Annotated in this window: 13 protein-coding genes; 3 read left to right on the top strand and 10 right to left on the bottom strand. The window is 65.4% G+C overall.

The genetic code is table 11. From position 1 onward, the window contains the following. Nucleotides 1-92 precede the first annotated feature (92 nt). Nucleotides 93-3,506 carry a hybrid sensor histidine kinase/response regulator gene (locus AC07P1_RS29870; protein WP_494699246.1) on the top strand — a complete coding sequence of 1,138 codons (3,414 nt, stop codon included), beginning with the start codon at nt 93-95 and terminating at the stop codon, nt 3,504-3,506. Then, entirely contained in the window at nt 3,490-4,428 is a 939-nt protein-coding gene (locus AC07P1_RS29865) for a response regulator (RefSeq protein ID WP_494699245.1), read from the top strand. Before AC07P1_RS29870 ends, AC07P1_RS29865 begins: the two co-directional genes overlap by 17 nt. 262 nt (nt 4,429-4,690) lie before the next feature. Here AC07P1_RS29865 and AC07P1_RS29860 read toward each other — a convergent pair whose 3' ends face one another. The 6 genes from AC07P1_RS29860 to AC07P1_RS29835 form a co-directional block, all read right to left on the bottom strand. Further along, on the bottom strand, nt 4,691-5,335 hold the full coding sequence (locus tag AC07P1_RS29860; RefSeq protein ID WP_494699244.1) for a GNAT family N-acetyltransferase: 645 nt from the start codon (nt 5,333-5,335) through the stop codon (nt 4,691-4,693). A 16-nt stretch (nt 5,336-5,351) separates the two neighbouring features. Then, nucleotides 5,352-6,251, bottom strand: coding sequence for a hypothetical protein (locus AC07P1_RS29855; RefSeq protein WP_494699243.1), 900 nt, complete (start codon nt 6,249-6,251; stop codon nt 5,352-5,354). Nucleotides 6,252-6,380: 129 nt separating this feature from the next. Further along, nucleotides 6,381-6,710 carry a hypothetical protein gene (locus AC07P1_RS29850; RefSeq protein WP_494699242.1) on the bottom strand — a complete coding sequence of 110 codons (330 nt, stop codon included), beginning with the start codon at nt 6,708-6,710 and terminating at the stop codon, nt 6,381-6,383. A gap of 2 nt (nt 6,711-6,712) precedes the next feature. Continuing rightward, nucleotides 6,713-9,262 (bottom strand): cytochrome c oxidase subunit I, encoded by a 2,550-nt coding sequence (ctaD, locus tag AC07P1_RS29845; protein ID WP_494699241.1) that lies wholly within the window; start codon nt 9,260-9,262, stop codon nt 6,713-6,715. Next, complete coding sequence (locus tag AC07P1_RS29840; protein WP_494699240.1) at nt 9,259-10,218, bottom strand: cytochrome c oxidase subunit II; 960 nt, start codon at nt 10,216-10,218, stop codon at nt 9,259-9,261. The genes ctaD and AC07P1_RS29840 overlap by 4 nt, the downstream gene beginning before the upstream one ends. 8 nt (nt 10,219-10,226) lie before the next feature. Then, nucleotides 10,227-10,586, bottom strand: coding sequence for a c-type cytochrome (locus AC07P1_RS29835; protein ID WP_494699239.1), 360 nt, complete (start codon nt 10,584-10,586; stop codon nt 10,227-10,229). Nucleotides 10,587-10,706: 120 nt separating this feature from the next. Between AC07P1_RS29835 and AC07P1_RS29830 the strand changes: the two genes are divergently transcribed. Next, complete coding sequence (locus AC07P1_RS29830; protein WP_494699238.1) at nt 10,707-11,594, top strand: c-type cytochrome; 888 nt, start codon at nt 10,707-10,709, stop codon at nt 11,592-11,594. A gap of 152 nt (nt 11,595-11,746) precedes the next feature. On the opposite strand, the gene urtE is transcribed toward AC07P1_RS29830, so the two are convergent. Genes urtE through urtB form a run of 4 tightly spaced genes read right to left on the bottom strand, consistent with a single transcriptional unit; the run spans nt 11,747 to nt 15,934 of the window. Next, the gene (gene urtE, locus AC07P1_RS29825) at nt 11,747-12,445 is read right to left on the bottom strand and encodes an urea ABC transporter ATP-binding subunit UrtE (RefSeq protein WP_494699237.1); all 699 of its coding nucleotides are present in this window, start codon (nt 12,443-12,445) and stop codon (nt 11,747-11,749) included. A gap of 5 nt (nt 12,446-12,450) precedes the next feature. Continuing rightward, on the bottom strand, nt 12,451-13,248 hold the full coding sequence (gene urtD / locus AC07P1_RS29820; RefSeq protein ID WP_315212824.1) for an urea ABC transporter ATP-binding protein UrtD: 798 nt from the start codon (nt 13,246-13,248) through the stop codon (nt 12,451-12,453). Further along, the gene (urtC, locus tag AC07P1_RS29815; RefSeq protein ID WP_494699236.1) at nt 13,245-14,336 is read right to left on the bottom strand and encodes an urea ABC transporter permease subunit UrtC; all 1,092 of its coding nucleotides are present in this window, start codon (nt 14,334-14,336) and stop codon (nt 13,245-13,247) included. The genes urtD and urtC overlap by 4 nt, the downstream gene beginning before the upstream one ends. Next, the gene (gene urtB / locus AC07P1_RS29810) at nt 14,333-15,934 is read right to left on the bottom strand and encodes an urea ABC transporter permease subunit UrtB (RefSeq protein ID WP_494699289.1); all 1,602 of its coding nucleotides are present in this window, start codon (nt 15,932-15,934) and stop codon (nt 14,333-14,335) included. Before urtB ends, urtC begins: the two co-directional genes overlap by 4 nt. Nucleotides 15,935-15,965 lie beyond the last annotated feature (31 nt).

The following is a 15,965-nucleotide window of genomic DNA, read 5'->3' as shown; positions in this document are numbered from 1 at the left end:
GCGAGACGAAAACCCCGCACCGCGGCACACCATTCGGCATATTTCTTGCTTCAAAAGAAGGGAGAATACCTATAAGACCAAACGGGAAGCACATGAGCACCACCGCGGCAGAGACCGAACCGCCCCAGCGCATCGTCAAGATCCGGCGCGACTACAACACCTGGGTGGCCAACGAGACGATCGAGGATTACGCGCTGCGCTACACGCCGCGTTCGTTCCGCAAATGGTCGGTGTTCCGCGTCTCCAACACGGCCTTCGGCGCCATCTCCTTCCTGGTGCTCGAGGCCATCGGCGGCACCATCACCGTCAACTATGGCTTCATCAACGCGCTGTGGGCCATCATGGCCGTCGGCCTGATCATCTTCCTCACCGGCCTGCCGATCAGCTACTACGCCGCCACCTACGGCGTCGACATGGACCTGCTCACGCGCGGCGCCGGCTTCGGCTACATCGGCTCGACCATCTCCTCCTTCGTCTACGCCTCGTTCACGTTCATCCTGTTCGCGCTGGAGGCGGCCATCATGGCCTACGCGCTCGAACTGTATTTCGGCCTGCCGCTCTACCTGGGCTATATGGTCAGCGCGCTGGCGGTCATCCCGCTGGTGACGCACGGCGTGACCCTGATCAGCCGCATCCAGATGGTCAGCCAGCCGGTGTGGCTGATCCTGATGGCCCTGCCCTTCGTGGCCATCCTGCACAAGCAGCCGCAATTGCTGCCGCAACTGATGGACTACGCCGGCCGCTCCGGCCAGAACGGCCAGTTCAATGTGCTGATGTTCGGCGCCGCCACCGCCGTCGGCGTGGCGCTGATCACGCAGATCGGCGAGCAGGTCGACTTCCTGCGCTTCATGCCGCCCAAGACCGCCGAAAACCGCGTGCGCTGGCACCTGGGCGTGCTGATCGCCGGCCCCGGCTGGATCCTGCTGGGCATCGCCAAGATGCTGGGCGGCGCGCTGCTGGCCTTCCTGGCCATCAGCAGCGCCGTGCCGCTGGACCTGGCCGTCAACCCCACGCATATGTACCTGGCCGGCTACGGCCAGGTGTTCGCCGATCCGCGCTGGGCGCTGCTGGCCACCGCGCTGCTGGTGGTGATCTCGCAGGTCAAGATCAACATGACCAACGCCTACGCCGGCTCGCTGGCGTGGTCGAACTTCTTCGCGCGCCTGACGCACAGCCACCCGGGGCGCGTGGTGTGGGCCGTGTTCAACGCGCTGATCGCCGTGCTGCTGATGGAGCTCGACGTGTTCCAGGCGCTCGACCAGGTGCTCGGCCTGTACTCGTGCATCGCCATCTCGTGGATCACGGCGGTGGTGGCAGACCTGGTGGTCAACAAGCCGCTGGGCCTGAGCCCCAAGGGCATCGAGTTCCGCCGCGCCTACCTGTACGACATCAACCCGGTCGGCGTCGGCGCCATGGTGCTGGCGTCGGCGTTGTCGGTGGCCGCCTTCATGGGCGTGTTCGGCCACCAGGCGCAGGCCTTCTCCGCCTTCATCGCGCTGCTCACGGCGCTGGTGGCGGCGCCGCTGATCGCCATCGCCACCAAGGGCAAATACTATATCGCCCGCCAGCCCGGCGTGGTGCAGAAGACCTGCGTGATCTGCGAGAAGGAATACGAGGCCGAGGACATGGCGCACTGCCCGGCCTACCAGGGTTCGATCTGTTCGCTGTGCTGCTGCCTGGACGCGCGCTGCAACGACGTCTGCAAACCGCACGCGAAGGTGTCGGCGCAGTGGCAACAGGCGATGCGGGCGCTGCTGCCCGAATCCACGTGGCGCTACCTGGGCAGCGGCCTGGGACACTACCTGCTGCTGATGATCGTCACGGTGCTGTTCCTGGGCGCCCTGCTCGGCTTGATCTACTACCACGAGCAATCGGTGCTGCCCGCCGGCGACGCCGCGCTGCTGCCGCAACTGCGGCTGGTGTTCTTCAAGATCTTCGCCGCGCTCTTGATCACCAGCGGCATCGTCGCCTGGTGGCTGGTGCTCACCAGCGAAAGCCGCCGCGTGGCGCAGGAGGAATCGAACCGGCAAACCGGCCTGCTGACGCGCGAGATCGAACTGCACGGCCGGACCGACGCCCAGCTGCAGCAGGCCAAGAAGACCGCCGACCTGGCCAACCAGGCCAAGAGCCGCTACATCGCCGGCATCAGCCACGAGATCCGGACGCCTTTGAATTCGATACTCGGCTACGCCCAGCTGCTCGACAACGACCCGTCGATCCCCGAGCACCGCCAGCAGGCCATCCGCGTGATCCGCAGCAGCGGCGAGCACCTGCTGTCGCTGATCGAGGGCACGCTCGACATCGCCCGCATCGAAGGGGGCAAGCTGACCTTCGACACCAAGGAGATCAACTTCCCCGACTTCATCGGACAGCTGGTGCGCATGTTCGAACTGCAGGCGGCCAACAAGGGCCTGACCTTCCGCTACGAGTTGACCGGCGCGTTGCCGCGCATCGTGCGCGCCGACCGCAAACGCCTGGGCCAGATCCTCATCAACATCCTCGGCAACGCCGTCAAGTTCACCAGCGAGGGCGGCGTCGTGCTGCGGCTGAAGTACGCGCGCGAGATCGCCTCGTTCGAGATCGAGGACACCGGTCCCGGCATCCTGAAGGAGGAGCTCGACCACATCTTCGAGCCGTTCACGCGCGGCAGCGCCAGCGCGCACGCCAACGCCAGCGGCACCGGCCTCGGTCTGCCGATCAGCAAAATGCTGACGCAGCTGATGGGCGGCGAAATGAAGATCCGCAGCGCACCGCTGCAGGGCAGCTTGTTCCACATCCGGCTGTTCCTGCCCAGCGTGCACGTCACCGGCAACGCACTGCGGGAACTGGAGGCGCCGGCGCAGCAGCGCAGCGGCTATCGCGGCCCGCGCCGGCGCATCCTGGTCGTCGACAACGAAAGCGTCGACCGCGAACTGCTGCTCAACATCCTGGCGCCGCTGGGGTTCGAGATCGCGCAGGCCGCGTCGGGCCTGGAATGCCTCGACCTGCACGCCTCGTTCCGGCCGGACCTGATTTTGATGGACCTCGCCATGCCGGGCATGGACGGCTGGGAGGCCAGCTACATCCTGCGCCGCCGCCAGTTGTCGCCGGTGCCGATCGCCATCGTGTCGGCCAACGCCTTCGACAAGGGCATGGAGAACGCCGCCGGCATCAAGGCGGAGGACTTCATCATCAAACCGGTCAACGTCGGCGAGCTGCTGGACTGGATCGGCCGCCGTCTGGCGCTGGAATGGATCACGCGGCCGCGCGCGGAGACGATCAGCAGCGAGATGCCGGCGCCGTCGGCGGCCATGGCGCTGCCGCCCGCCGCGCAGATGGCGGCGCTGGAGGAATTGATACGCATCGGCTATGTGCGCGGCATCCAGGCCAAACTCGACGAGATCGACGCGATCGATGCACGTTACGCCGGCTTCACCCACACCATGCGCGATTTTGCCAAACGCTTCCAGCTGGATGCGATGGCTGACTTTGTCCGAAAGAACAAGAGCGATGAACTTCAACATTGAACCCGCGCGCGGCAACCTGGTGCTGGTGGTCGACGACGTGCCGGAAAACCTCGCCGTGCTGCACGACGCGCTGGACGAATCGGGCTTCACGGTACTGGTGGCGAACAACGGCGAGGCGGCGTTGCAGCGCGCCGCCGAAGCGCAGCCGGACATCATCCTGCTCGACGCCATCATGCCCGGCATGGACGGCTTCGAAGCGTGCCGCCGGCTGAAAGCCAACCTGGCCACGCGCCATATCCCGGTGGTGTTCATGACCGGCCTGACGGAGGCCGAGCATGTGGTGGCCGCCTTCGAGGCCGGCGGCAACGACTACGTCACCAAGCCGCTGCGCACCGGCGAGGTGCTGGCCCGGATCGCCGCCCACATGCAGACGGCGCGCCTGATGGACCAGGCCCGCAGCGCGCTGGACGCCTTCGGCAACGCGGTCATCGCGATGTCTCCGCGCGAGGGCAAGATCGTCTGGCAAACGCCGTTGGCGCGCACCTTGATGCAGGGCTATCTGGTCGACTCGGAGCTGACCAACTGGCTGGCGGCCACGCAGGCCGCGCACAGCCAGGGCCAGTCGCATCCGCCGTTGACCCTGGCGCGCGGCAGCCGCCGGCTGATCTTCTCGGCGGCGGAGTTCAGCGAGGACGAACAATGGATGATCGTGCTGCGCGAGGAATCGGACGTCGCCCAGATCGAAAAGCTGATGGCGGCGTTTAAACTGACGCAGCGCGAATCGGAGGTGCTCAATTGGCTCATCAAGGGCAAGACCAACCGCGATATCGGCGAAATCCTGGGCACCAGTCCGCGCACCATCAACAAGCACCTGGAGCACGTGTTCGTGAAGCTTGGCGTCGAGACGCGCACCTCGGCGGCCGCCGTCGCCCTGGGCAAACTGCGCGCCGGCGGCCGCAAAGAGGAACTCGAACGATCCTGATTCAGGCGGCGTTCGCGGCTACCGTCGCACTTCGTCCCGTCCACGCCCGGCAATTGGTCTAGCAGCGCGGGTGTGGTCAACCCGTCTCAATCCCTGTGGTAAACCCTCTCTTTCGACCTCTCTTTTCCTCTCTTTTCTTCGCTTTTTTACTGCTTTTAAAATTAGCGATCGAAATAGAAGAAAATAGAGGAAAAGAGAGGAAAAAATCGAGTGTTTGCCACAAGGGGCGCGAAGCTACCTATCCCCTGATAGACGCGGCGTACTAAATCACCACGGTGGAATATGGCGCGATAGCAGTCCAGCCTAACGTTGAATACAGTGCACGCCCGGCGTCGGTCGCCACGAGAACGCGCCGCGTGGCGCGCGAGCGTTGTGCAGCTCCCAGCACCGCCATCATCGCCTTGCCCAACCCTCGCCGCTGATGCGCCTCCTCGACGATGATTCGGTCAAAGATGAAGGTTCCGTTGTATTCCGCCGCATAGCCGCTGGCGGCAAGGTCGCCGTCGCCGCTGAAAATGCGGGCCACGGTGGTGAAGCCGTCGGCGGCCATCGCCAGCCGATACCCCAGAGGCAAGGCGGGCCGCGCATCCTGCCTGCCGTCATGGATCATCATGTGGGCGCCGGGCTGCGATTGCCATGCGGGCGGCACAAGTCCCAGTAGTTGTTCCGCAGGCCCGATCATTTTGATAAAGATGCGCGGTTGCGTGATCGACCTGGCCAGCTCGCGTATTTCCGGCACCGGCCCGGAGAACACATAGCGCCGGACTTCACTGGCCAATCCCGTGTCGACGCGCAGTCCACCGCTATCGGGTACCGGCAGCGGCAAGCCGCGCGCGATCGAACGCGCGGCAAGCCAACCCGCCAGCAACTCGGGGGCGACATCGCAAGAAATATCTGGTTTACCCATCGTCCGGCCTCCGATCCTATCGGCTAGCCGCGTCGGCGCGATTCTTCGCCTGCAGCCCGGCCGCCTTCTCCGCCATGTCCTTGCCGGCGGCGATCGCCGTGGTCACCTGCTCCGTCGACAGTGGCCCCTTCAACGCCAGGTCCACCTGTGCCTTGTAAGGATTGGGGAACTTCGGGTCGCTACGTGCCAGCATGCGATCGAATATCTCGCTCACCGCGTAGGTATAACGCAGCGCCAACGCCGGATCGGCGTCCAGCGTCTCTCCGTAGCCACTGTACTCCTGCATCAAGGTCAGCATGCTTAATATGTCGCCCGCCTCCGCGTGGGAGGTCAACAACTGCTCGGCCTCCAGTCGCCAGGCCTTCACAGCCGGATCGTCCGGCCGCGTCTGGAGAGCACTGCGATCGCCGAAAGGACCGACACGCAGGAAAGCGTCGTCCGCCCCGCTCACCCCGGCCCTGGCGGCGATCGCCAGATGGTCAAGACGCGACATTTTGATGCGCTCCGTCATACCGGCGCAAAGCGCCGTTTGCGCCCGATATTCCTCGTCGGTCAACCCGCGCAGGAACGTCTTGCTTCGTGAATCCTCCTTCAGCAGCATGCCCTTCTCCGCGAAGTCGATGCAGGCCTGCGCCAGCCAGTAAGCGCGCAGCGCATCGGCCGGCGCGCCGGTGGAGACCAGAAGATCGATTTGGGTCGCCAGCGGTAGGCCCGCGACGGCCGCTGGAAGATCGGCTTGTGCCTGATCGCTTGATGGCGCATAACGCGCGGCGCGAGGATAGGCCAACCAGGTGTCGGCGGGCCGATGCGGAGACGCCGCCGTCCCCGCGTGCTGCGGACGGCTGGAATAAAAGTACAGTGCGAACAGCGCGAACATCAATAACAGGAACGCGTACAGCGAATGCTTTGCTTGCATGTGACGACGCGGCGTATATGCCACTCGGAAAAGAAAACAAAGCAATGTAGCACAATATTTAACAAAAAATGTACACGCATTGTCACGAAACATAACGCCGGGGTGGCCGAAAAAGCCGACCATGACCGCTCACGGCCCGGTGCACATGTCCAGCATCAGCATCGGCACGCAAGTCCATACGATGGCCGCCAGCGCCAGCGCGGCGGACGCGAAGTGGACCCAGACGATCAGGCGCACCGGTTGCGGCGCGCGGCATATCCGCCGCAGCGCGAACGCCAGCAGCACCGCCGCCGCGCACACCGCCAGTACCGACGCCACCACCAGCGCCAAGGCGGGATCGCCGCCGCGCTGGCAAGCCGCCGCCGTCCACGCATAGCAAAAGAAGAAGTGCGCGGCCCAGACCAGCAGGGGCGCCACCGCCAGCGTCATTTTTCTCAACAGCCGGTCCTGGGTGCGCATGATCATCCCATCAGTTTGGGCAGCCATTGCACCGCTGCCGCGATGACGAATCCCTGCAGCGTGGCGTAATGCCACACCAAGGCGCAGTTGTCCAGGGTGGCGCGGCTGGCCGGCGCCAGCCTGCCGCTCCAGGAGCGGGCCAACAGATAAACCGCCAGAATGAACAACAACACCGCGTGCAGTCCCTGATAGGCCAGCATCGCCGCCACCGTCGCGCCCCACGCGTGGGCGGTCGGATCGAGCCCCGCCAGCGCCTGACCGCGCAGATCGAGTCCGAAGGCACCCAGCATGCACGCCAACGCCAGCGCGATCGCCAGCCGTTGCCAGCCCTGCCCCCGGCGCGGCGTCTTGCCCGGCTTCGCCGGCGCGACGGCGCAGGTGCGCCGGGTCCATTCGATCAACAGCGAGCCGGCCAGCAACAGGCCGCACGACAGCAACGGCCAAAACGGTTCGGGCAGGCGGCTGCCCGGCGGCGGGCACACTTCCAGCCGCATCGATATGTGGATATGGGCGAACAGGAAGGAGGCGAAGATGGTGCCGTCCACCACCAGCATGATGACGGTGCCCCACCACGAGTGCGAGGCAGTGCCGGTGACACCGACCGGCAGCACGACGTCGTCCGCCACCTTGGCCGTGCGCTGCTGCGGCGGCGTGTCGGATTGCCACATCCACGCCAGCACCGAGGCCACCGCCACAATGCCGCAGACCCACGCGACCAAGGTCATTTTGATCGTCAACAGCAGGAAGAAGCCGGCCGTTCCGACGGCGGCGGCGAACGGCCACCAACTGTCACCCGGGAGCACCAGCAGATACAGCGGGCGCGCCCGCACCGGGCTGGTGACGATGGACTCGCGCCGCCCGGTCGCGGTGCCCGGCAGCCAGTGCGCACCCTCTTCCACCTCCCGCGCCAGTTGCGGCCTATCCCACAACGGCTCGCGCGACGCCACCTGCGGAATGCTGCGCGTGGCGTAATCGTCGGCCGGCAGCCATTCGAGCGTGGAGGCGTTCCACGGGTTGCCATGCTCGCGCTCCGGCCGGCGCAACGTCCGCACCGCGTCGACGATGAACACCAGCACTCCCAACGCCAGCGCGAAGGCGCCCACGCTCGACAACAGATTCAGAAGATCCCACCCCATCTCCGGCGAGTAGGTGTACACCCGGCGCGGCATGCCCAGCAACCCGGTGATATGCATCGGGAAGAACGCCAGGTTCATCCCGCCGAACATCAACCCGAATACCCAGCGCGCGACCGGCTCCGACATGCGGTTGCCGTTCACCAGCGGCATCCAGTAATACAGCGCGGCGAACATCGGGAACACCAGGCCACCGATCAGCACATAGTGCAGGTGGGCGACGATGAAATAGGTGTCGTGCACCTGCCAGTCGAACGGCAGCACCGCCACCATCACGCCGGTCAGGCCGCCCAGCACGAAGATGAACATAAAGCCGAGCAGGAACAGGGTCGGCGCGTTGATGCGCACCTGGCCACGCCACAAGGTGGCGATCCACGCGAACACCTGCACGCCCGTCGGTATCGCCACCGCCATGCTGGCCGCCGACACCAGGCTCGTTTCCAGCAGTCCCAGGCCGGCTGTGAACATATGGTGCGCCCACAGCGCGAAACTGAAGAAGCCCACCGCCACCAGCGCCGCGACGATCGAGCGGTGCCCCACCAGCGGCGTGCCGGCCAGCGCCGGTATCATCGTCGAGACCATGCCGGCCGCCGGCAGGAAAATGATATACACCTCCGGGTGGCCGAAAAACCAGAACAGGTGCTGCCACAGCAGCGGGTCGCCCCCGCGCGCGGGAATGAAGAACGGCCAATCGTAGGCGCGTTCCAGTTCCAGCAAGGTGGTGCCGGCGATGACCGCCGGGAACGCGAACACGATCATCACGCCCACCACCAGCATGGCCCACGCGTACACCGGCATGCGCCCAAGGGTCATGCCCGGCGCGCGCGTAAACAGTATGCCGACTATCAGCTCGATGGCGCCGGCGATCGCCGAGATCTCGATGAAGCCTATCCCCAGCAGCCAGAAGTCGGCGTTCATGCCCGGTGAATATTCCTTGCCCGTCAGCGGCGGATACATGAACCAGCCGCCGTCCGGCGCCAGTCCCCAGAACAAGCTTGTGAAAAAACCGAGGCCGCCCACCGCGTAGGCCCAGAACGCGTAGGCCGACAGCCGCGGGAACGGCAGGTCGCGCGCGCCCAGCATGCCGGGCAACAGGAACACGGCGATCGCCTCGACCACCGGTATCGCGAACAGGAACATCATCACCGTGCCGTGCATCGTGAACACCTGGTTGTAGGTACCGGCGCTCAGCAGAGCGTTCTCCGGCACCGCCAGCTGCGCCCTGATCATCAGCCCCAGGATGCCGGCGAGGATGAAGAACAGCAGCGCGGTGCCGATGTAGAGCAGCCCGATATTGGTGTTGTTGACCGTGGTGAGAAAGGCCAGCCCGCGCGGCGTGCGCCAGACCCGTTCAAGTTGCTCGAGCTCCCCCGCCGGTCGTGGCAGGGAGCTGGGAAGATCGTCGCGTACCACCGTCATTTGAGCTGCTCCAGGTAGGCGGCCAGCGCGCGCAAGGTGGCGCCGTCCATGTCGGCGCTGGCGGGCATGCGCACGCCCGGCTTGGCCACGTGCGGGTCGGCGATCCACGCCGCCAGCGCGCCCTGCCCGTTGCGCAGGGTGCCGGCGCCCAGATACAAGCGGCTGCCAACGTGCGTCAGGTCGGGACCCAAGGCGGCGGCGCCGTTGGCCGACGTCGCACCCGCGCCTGGTTCCGTGCGTATCGTATGGCAGGAGGCGCAACGCTGTTCGTCGAAGGCGCGCCGTCCGCGTTCGACCTCGCCACCCTGCACAATGACTCCCGCCGGCCGCGCCTGCGCCGCCAGCCAGGCGGAAAACTCGGCCGGCGACTGCGCCACGACGTGCAACGCCATGCGGGCATGCTGCTCGCCGCAGTATTCGGCGCACTGCGCGCGGTACACGCCGGCGCGATCCGCCTGCAGCGTCATGCCGTGCACGCGGCCCGGCACCATGTCCACCTTGCCCGCCAGCGCCGGCACCCAGAAGCTGTGGATCACGTCGGCGCTGCTCAGGCCCAAATACACGGGCTGGCCGAGCGGCACACGGATCTCGTTGGCCAGCACGATATCCCGGCCGCCGGCGGGATCGGTGTAGCGCACCTCCCACCACCACATGCGCGCGATCACCGAGATCTTGATCGCGTGCTGCGACGTCGGCTTGCTCAATTGGGCGCTGCGCCAGGTGCCGAACACCAGCAGCGCCGACAGCAGCACCAGCGGCAGCAGCACGCCGCCGCCGACGATCCAGACCATCGGCCGCAGCGGACGCCCGCCGCGAAGGCTCAACGCGCACAGGACCATCACACCGATGAACAGCAGCGTGCCGCCGATGAACAACACCCACGTCAGCTGCGCGATGACGGCTGCATCCGGCCCGGCCGGGTGCAGCGCCGATTGCAGCCACTCGGTTGGACTCATGGATACGCTCATGGCAGCGCGTACAGGTAGGCCGCCATGTCGCGGGCGTCGGCGGCCGACACGCCCATGGCGGGCATCGCGGTGCCGGGCTTCATGGACGCGGGGTCGACGATCCAGCGCGCCAGCGCATCGGGATGATTAGGGATCTGGCCGGCGATGTAACTGCGCCGGCCATAACTCTCCAGCGCCGGGCCGAGCGTGCCGCGCGCGGCCGCCACGTCCGGGATTTGGTGGCAGGACCCGCACTGGTACTGCGCCAGCAGCAGCTTGCCGCGCCCGATGTCGGCGCCTGGCACCGGCGAACGCGCCTGCTCGCCGGTATCGCAAGCGGCCAACAACGCCAGTAGGGAGAGGTAAAGGACGCGCACGATTGGAACCTGCTCAAGCCAGTTGAATGGCTATAATACAAGAAACATATCATTTCGCTATTTTCAACAGAACACCAGCCAGCGCGGCGTTATCGGCCCGTTCGGCGAAGGGCTCGAACGATGACGATGCACCGCCGACGACTCGTTTTGATCTCCGTCGCCGCCACGCTGGCGACGCTCGGGGTGCTGGGCGCCGCCATCGGCGCGGTGGTCTTTTTCGGCGGCTTTTACGACATCTCCTCGACCAAGCTGCACCTCCAGCCGGTACACACGGTGCTTGAACAAGGCATGCGCGAATCGGTGCGGCACCACGCACGGGACGTTCAAACCCCGGCGTTTGTGACGCAAGCCAAGGCGCGGGCGGTATCGGAAGGCGGCGCGGCGTCGTCGCCGGCCTTGCTGCGCGGGGCCGGACTATATCGGGATAATTGTGTGGTCTGCCATGGCGCGCCTGGTGTCGCCCAGGACGATATCGGCAAAAGCATGCAGCCGGTGCCGGGACCGCTGGCCGACGCCTCGCGCCGCTGGCGTCCGAATGAACTGTATTGGATCACCCGCCACGGCATCAAGATGAGCGGCATGCCGGCGTGGGAGTTCCATCTCGCCGACGAGGATTTGTGGGCGGTGGTTGGTTTTCTGGTCGCGCTGCCGGAGCTGTCGCCGCAGGCCTACGCGGCGGTCACCAAACAAGCGGGCGCGCAACCGCGCGCGCCACGGCCGGAACGCGCGCACGCCGATGTTGGGCGCGGACGGCTCGCGCTCAGCCAGTATGCGTGCAACGCCTGCCATGTGATTCCCGGCGTGACCGGGCCGGATACCTTCGTCGGTCCGCCGCTGAAGGACCTCGCGGCGCGCAAATACATCGCCGGCCACCTGCCCAACAGCGCCGCCAACCTGGCGAGATGGATACGCGATCCACAGCAGATCAACCCGCGGACGGCGATGCCGGCGATGGACGTCACCGAATCGGACGCCCGCGATATGGCGGCGTATTTGTTGTCGCAATAGCGATGTTGGCGGCTCATGGCGGATTACGCCGTTCCGGCTAATCCGCCCTACGTAATTGCGTAGAATCTTGAGGCCTGACGTGTTCCACGTAGGGCGGATTAGCGCAGCGTAATCCGCCAAGCTCCGTCGACGACGCAGGCGAAAATCCAGTATCAAACGGCTAAATGGCGCTTGACGTCCGGATCGCCCATCGTCGCCTGCGCGCCCGACGCCACCACCTCGCCACGCGACAGCACCATGAACTGGTCCGCCAGCTCGTGCGCGAAGTCGAAATACTGCTCGCACAGCAGAATCGCCATGTCGCCGCGCTGGCGCAGCAACCGGATCACGTTGCCTATGTCCTTGATGATCGACGGCTGGATGCCCTCCGTCGGCTCATCGAGGATGATCAACTTCGGCTCCGCCAACAACGCCCGCGCGATCGCCAACTGCTGCTGTTGGCCGCCGGACAGGTCGCCGCCGCGCCGGTGCAGCATATCCTTCAGCACCGGAAACAGCTCATACACCTCGCCCTTGATGATACCGGCCTTCTTGCCGCTATGGGTGGCAAGCCCCATCAGCAGGTTCTCCTCCACAGTCAAGCGCGCGAAGATCTCGCGCCCCTGCGGCACGTAGGCGATACCCGCCCTTGCCCGCTGGTGCGGCGCCATGCGCGTGATGTCGCGCCCCTCCAGCTTCACGCTGCCCGCCGACACCGGCAGCACCCCCATCAAACACTTCAACAGCGTGGTCTTGCCCACACCGTTGCGGCCCAACAGCGCCATGCACTTGCCGCGCTCCAGCTCCAGCGACACGCCCCGCAAGGTATGCGAGGAACCGTAGTACTGATTGATTTTTTCAACTTGCAGCATATTCTTCAGCGTCCCAGATAGACTTCGATCACCCGCTCGTCGGACTGCACCTGCGCCATCGTCCCCTGCGCCAGCACCGAGCCCTCGTGCAGCACCGTCACCACGCCCTGCTGCGCGATCTCCGTCACGAACGCCATGTCATGCTCGACCACCATGATCGAATGCTTGCCGCGCAACTCATTCAGCAGTTCCGCAGTGCGCGCCGTCTCGGCGTCGGACATGCCGGCCACCGGCTCGTCGAGCAAAATCAGCTGCGGCTCCTGCATCAGCAACATGCCGATCTCCAGCCACTGCTTCTGGCCGTGCGACAGCAGGCCGGCAAGCCGCGCCTCGCTGCCGTTCAGCCGTATCAGCTTGAGGATCTCGTCGATCTTGCCGCGCTGCTCGGAGTTCAACCGCGCGAACAGGGTTGGTCGCACGCGTTTGTCGGTCTTCATCGCAAGTTCCAGGTTCTCGAACACCGTGTGCTGCTCGAAGATGGTCGGACGCTGGAACTTGCGGCCGATGCCGGCGTGGGCGATCTGGTACTCGGTCATGCGGCTCAAATCCATGGTCTGGCCGAAGTAGGCGGTGCCGGACGTCGGCCGCGTTTTGCCGGTGATGACGTCCATCATGGTCGTCTTGCCGGCGCCGTTAGGCCCGATGATGCACCGCAGCTCGCCGACCGAAATATCCAGGCTCAGTTTATTCAGCGCCCGGAAGCCGTCGAACGACACCGTGATCTCCTCCAGGTACAGGATCGCGCCGTGCGTCGTATCCAGTCCGTGGCCTGCAACGCGGTCATAGCTCTCGTTTCCGCTCATGCCGCCTCCTCTTTGGCCTTGCCCCAACGCGCCGCCAGACCGGCAATGCCCTGCGGCAGATAGCGCGTCACTAAAATGAATATCAACCCCAGCGCGAACAGCCACAGGTCCGGGAAGGCGCCGGTGAACCAGCTTTTCAAACCGTTGACCGAGAACGCGCCGATGATGGGACCGATCAGCGTTCCACGCCCGCCGACGGCGGCCCAGATCACCATCTCGATCGAATTCGCCGGCGACATCTCCGACGGGTTGATGATGCCGACCTGCGGCACATACAAGGCGCCGGCGATCCCGCACAGCACCGCCGACAGGGTCCACACGAACAACTTGAACCACAGCGGGTTATACCCGATGAACATCAGCCGCGATTCCGAATCGCGCACCGCTTGCAGCACGCGTCCGAGCTTGGACCGCACGATGGCGCGGCACAGCAGCAGCGAGCCGGCCAGCACCGCCAGGGTCACCAGGTACAAGGTCGCCTTGGTGCCGGGCGCGCTGATCGAATACCCGAGAATGCGCTTGAAGTCCGTGAAGCCGTTGTTCCCCCCAAAGCCGGTGTCGTTACGGAAGAACAGCAGCATGAAGGCGTACGTCATCGCCTGTGTGATGATCGAGAAGTACACGCCCTTGATGCGGGAACGGAAAGCGAAGAAGCCGAACACGAAGGCCAGCACGCCGGGCACCAGCACCACCAGCGCCAGGCAGTACCAGAAACTGTCGGTCGCGGTCCAGTACCACGGATAGGTTTTCCAGTCGAGGAAGACCATGAAGTCCGGCAGATCGCTCTGGTACACCCCGTCCCTGCCGATAGCGCGCATCAGGTACATGCCGTGCGCGTAGGCGCCCAGCGCGAAGAACACGCCGTGGCCCAAGGACAGGATGCCGGCGTAACCCCACACCATATCGAGCGCCAGCGCGGCCAGCGCATAGCACATGAATTTTCCGATCAGACTGACCATGTAGCTTGGCACGTGCAGCGCGTGGCCGTCCGGGAAAACCAGGTTAAGCAACGGCAGCGCCGCCAGCACCACGCAGGTCGCCACGATACCGCTCCACGCCCGGCGCGAGAACAATGAGTTGTGAATCATTCGGCGCTCCTGCCTTTCATGGCGAACAGACCCTGCGGCCGCTTCTGGATAAAGATGATGATGAAGATCAGGATGGCGATCTTGGCCAGCACCGCGCCGGCCACCGGTTCCAGGAATTTATTGGCCTCGCCGAGGCCGATCGCGGCGATGATGGTGCCGGCCAACTGGCCGACCCCGCCCAGCACCACCACCATGAACGAATCGACGATGTAACCCTGGCCCAGGTCCGGACCCACGTTACCAAGCTGCGACAGCGCCACGCCACCCAGGCCGGCGATGCCGGAGCCCAGGCCGAAGGTCATCATGTCGATCTTGGCGGTCGAAACGCCAACGCAGCCGGCCATGCGGCGGTTCTGCATCACGGCGCGCACGAACAGGCCCAGTCGCGTCTTGTTCAGGATCAGCCAGACGCCCGCCACCACGATCATGGCGAAGACGATGATGGCGATGCGGTTATAGGCCAGCACCAGGTTGCCCAGCACCGTCACGCCGCCCGACATCCAGGACGGATTGGCCACTTCGACGTTCTGCGCGCCGAAGATGGTGCGCACGCCCTGCATCAAGATAAGACTAATGCCCCAGGTGGCCAGCAGCGTCTCGAGCGGACGCCCATAGAGCCAGCGGATCACCGTGCGCTCCATAGCCACGCCCACCGCCGCCGTCACCAGGAAAGCGGCCGGCAGCGCGGCGATCAAATAGGCGTCCACCGCCGAGGGAAAGTACTGGCGGAAGGCGGTCTGGCACAGATAGGTGGTGTAGGCGCCGATCATCAGCAGCTCGCCGTGCGCCATGTTGATAATGCCCATCAGGCCGAAGGTGATGGCCAGGCCCAGGGCCGTCAGCAGCAGCACGCTGCCCAGCGAGAGGCCGTAGAAGACATTGCCGATAAATTCGGTGCGCGCCAGGCGGCTGTCGATGGCGGCCAAGGTGCGCGCGGCGGCGACACGCACGCCTTCATCCGGTTCGGCCGGCGTGCCGTCCGCGTTCTTGGTCAGCATGGCTTGCAAGGTCGGGCGCAGGTTGGCATTGCTGCTGCCGGCCAGCGCCTCCACCGCAGCTTTGCGCTTGGCGGCGTCGGGCGATTGCAGGTTGGCGGTCGCCGCGACCAGTTGCAGCAAGGGGCGGATCTCCGCGTCGGTTTCCTTGGCCAACGCCTTGTCGATCAGCGGCGCCTGCGCCAGTGTCACGCTTTTTTGCAGCTCGGTGACGGCAGCGAGGCGTTCGGTGCGGTCGGTGGAAAGGAGTTTGAGCGCCGACAGCGCGTCGTCGATGGCGCCGCGCAGACGGTTGTTGATCATCAGGCCATCGATCCCCTCGGGCAGCGGCCCGGTGGCGCCGGTGGCGGGGTTGTAGGCCTTGTCGTCGGTGACGATCAATACCTGGCCTTCTTGTGTCGCGTAGGCGTCGCCGTTTTTCATCGCCATCAGCAAGCGGGTGGCGTCGTCATTGGCCAATGCGCCGATCCGGCCGACCGCCGCGATGCGCGCGTCGGGATCGTCGGCGGTCAATGGCGCCAGCAAGGCGCTGTCGATGGCCGCCTGTGCCGCGCCGGCAAGCAGCAGTGCGGCGATGAGCAGGAGTTTTTTCAAGATACGTATTCCTCAAATGAAGCCGGCGGGCCGCCGGACG

It is taken from the genome of Duganella sp. GW821-FHT07F09 (assembly GCF_059418705.1).
This window is presented reverse-complemented; position numbering and strand designations above follow the sequence as displayed.

Coding starts and splice junctions, on each gene's coding strand:
- AC07P1_RS29870 (WP_494699246.1), top strand. CDS start 93: ATGAGCACCACCGCGGCAGAGACCGAACCGCCCCAGCGCATCGTCAAG.
- AC07P1_RS29865 (WP_494699245.1), top strand. CDS start 3,490: ATGAACTTCAACATTGAACCCGCGCGCGGCAACCTGGTGCTGGTGGTC.
- AC07P1_RS29860 (WP_494699244.1), bottom strand. CDS start 5,335: ATGGGTAAACCAGATATTTCTTGCGATGTCGCCCCCGAGTTGCTGGCG.
- AC07P1_RS29855 (WP_494699243.1), bottom strand. CDS start 6,251: ATGCAAGCAAAGCATTCGCTGTACGCGTTCCTGTTATTGATGTTCGCG.
- AC07P1_RS29850 (WP_494699242.1), bottom strand. CDS start 6,710: ATGCGCACCCAGGACCGGCTGTTGAGAAAAATGACGCTGGCGGTGGCG.
- ctaD (WP_494699241.1), bottom strand. CDS start 9,262: ATGACGGTGGTACGCGACGATCTTCCCAGCTCCCTGCCACGACCGGCG.
- AC07P1_RS29840 (WP_494699240.1), bottom strand. CDS start 10,218: ATGAGTCCAACCGAGTGGCTGCAATCGGCGCTGCACCCGGCCGGGCCG.
- AC07P1_RS29830 (WP_494699238.1), top strand. CDS start 10,707: ATGACGATGCACCGCCGACGACTCGTTTTGATCTCCGTCGCCGCCACG.
- urtE (WP_494699237.1), bottom strand. CDS start 12,445: ATGCTGCAAGTTGAAAAAATCAATCAGTACTACGGTTCCTCGCATACC.
- urtD (WP_315212824.1), bottom strand. CDS start 13,248: ATGAGCGGAAACGAGAGCTATGACCGCGTTGCAGGCCACGGACTGGAT.
- urtC (WP_494699236.1), bottom strand. CDS start 14,336: ATGATTCACAACTCATTGTTCTCGCGCCGGGCGTGGAGCGGTATCGTG.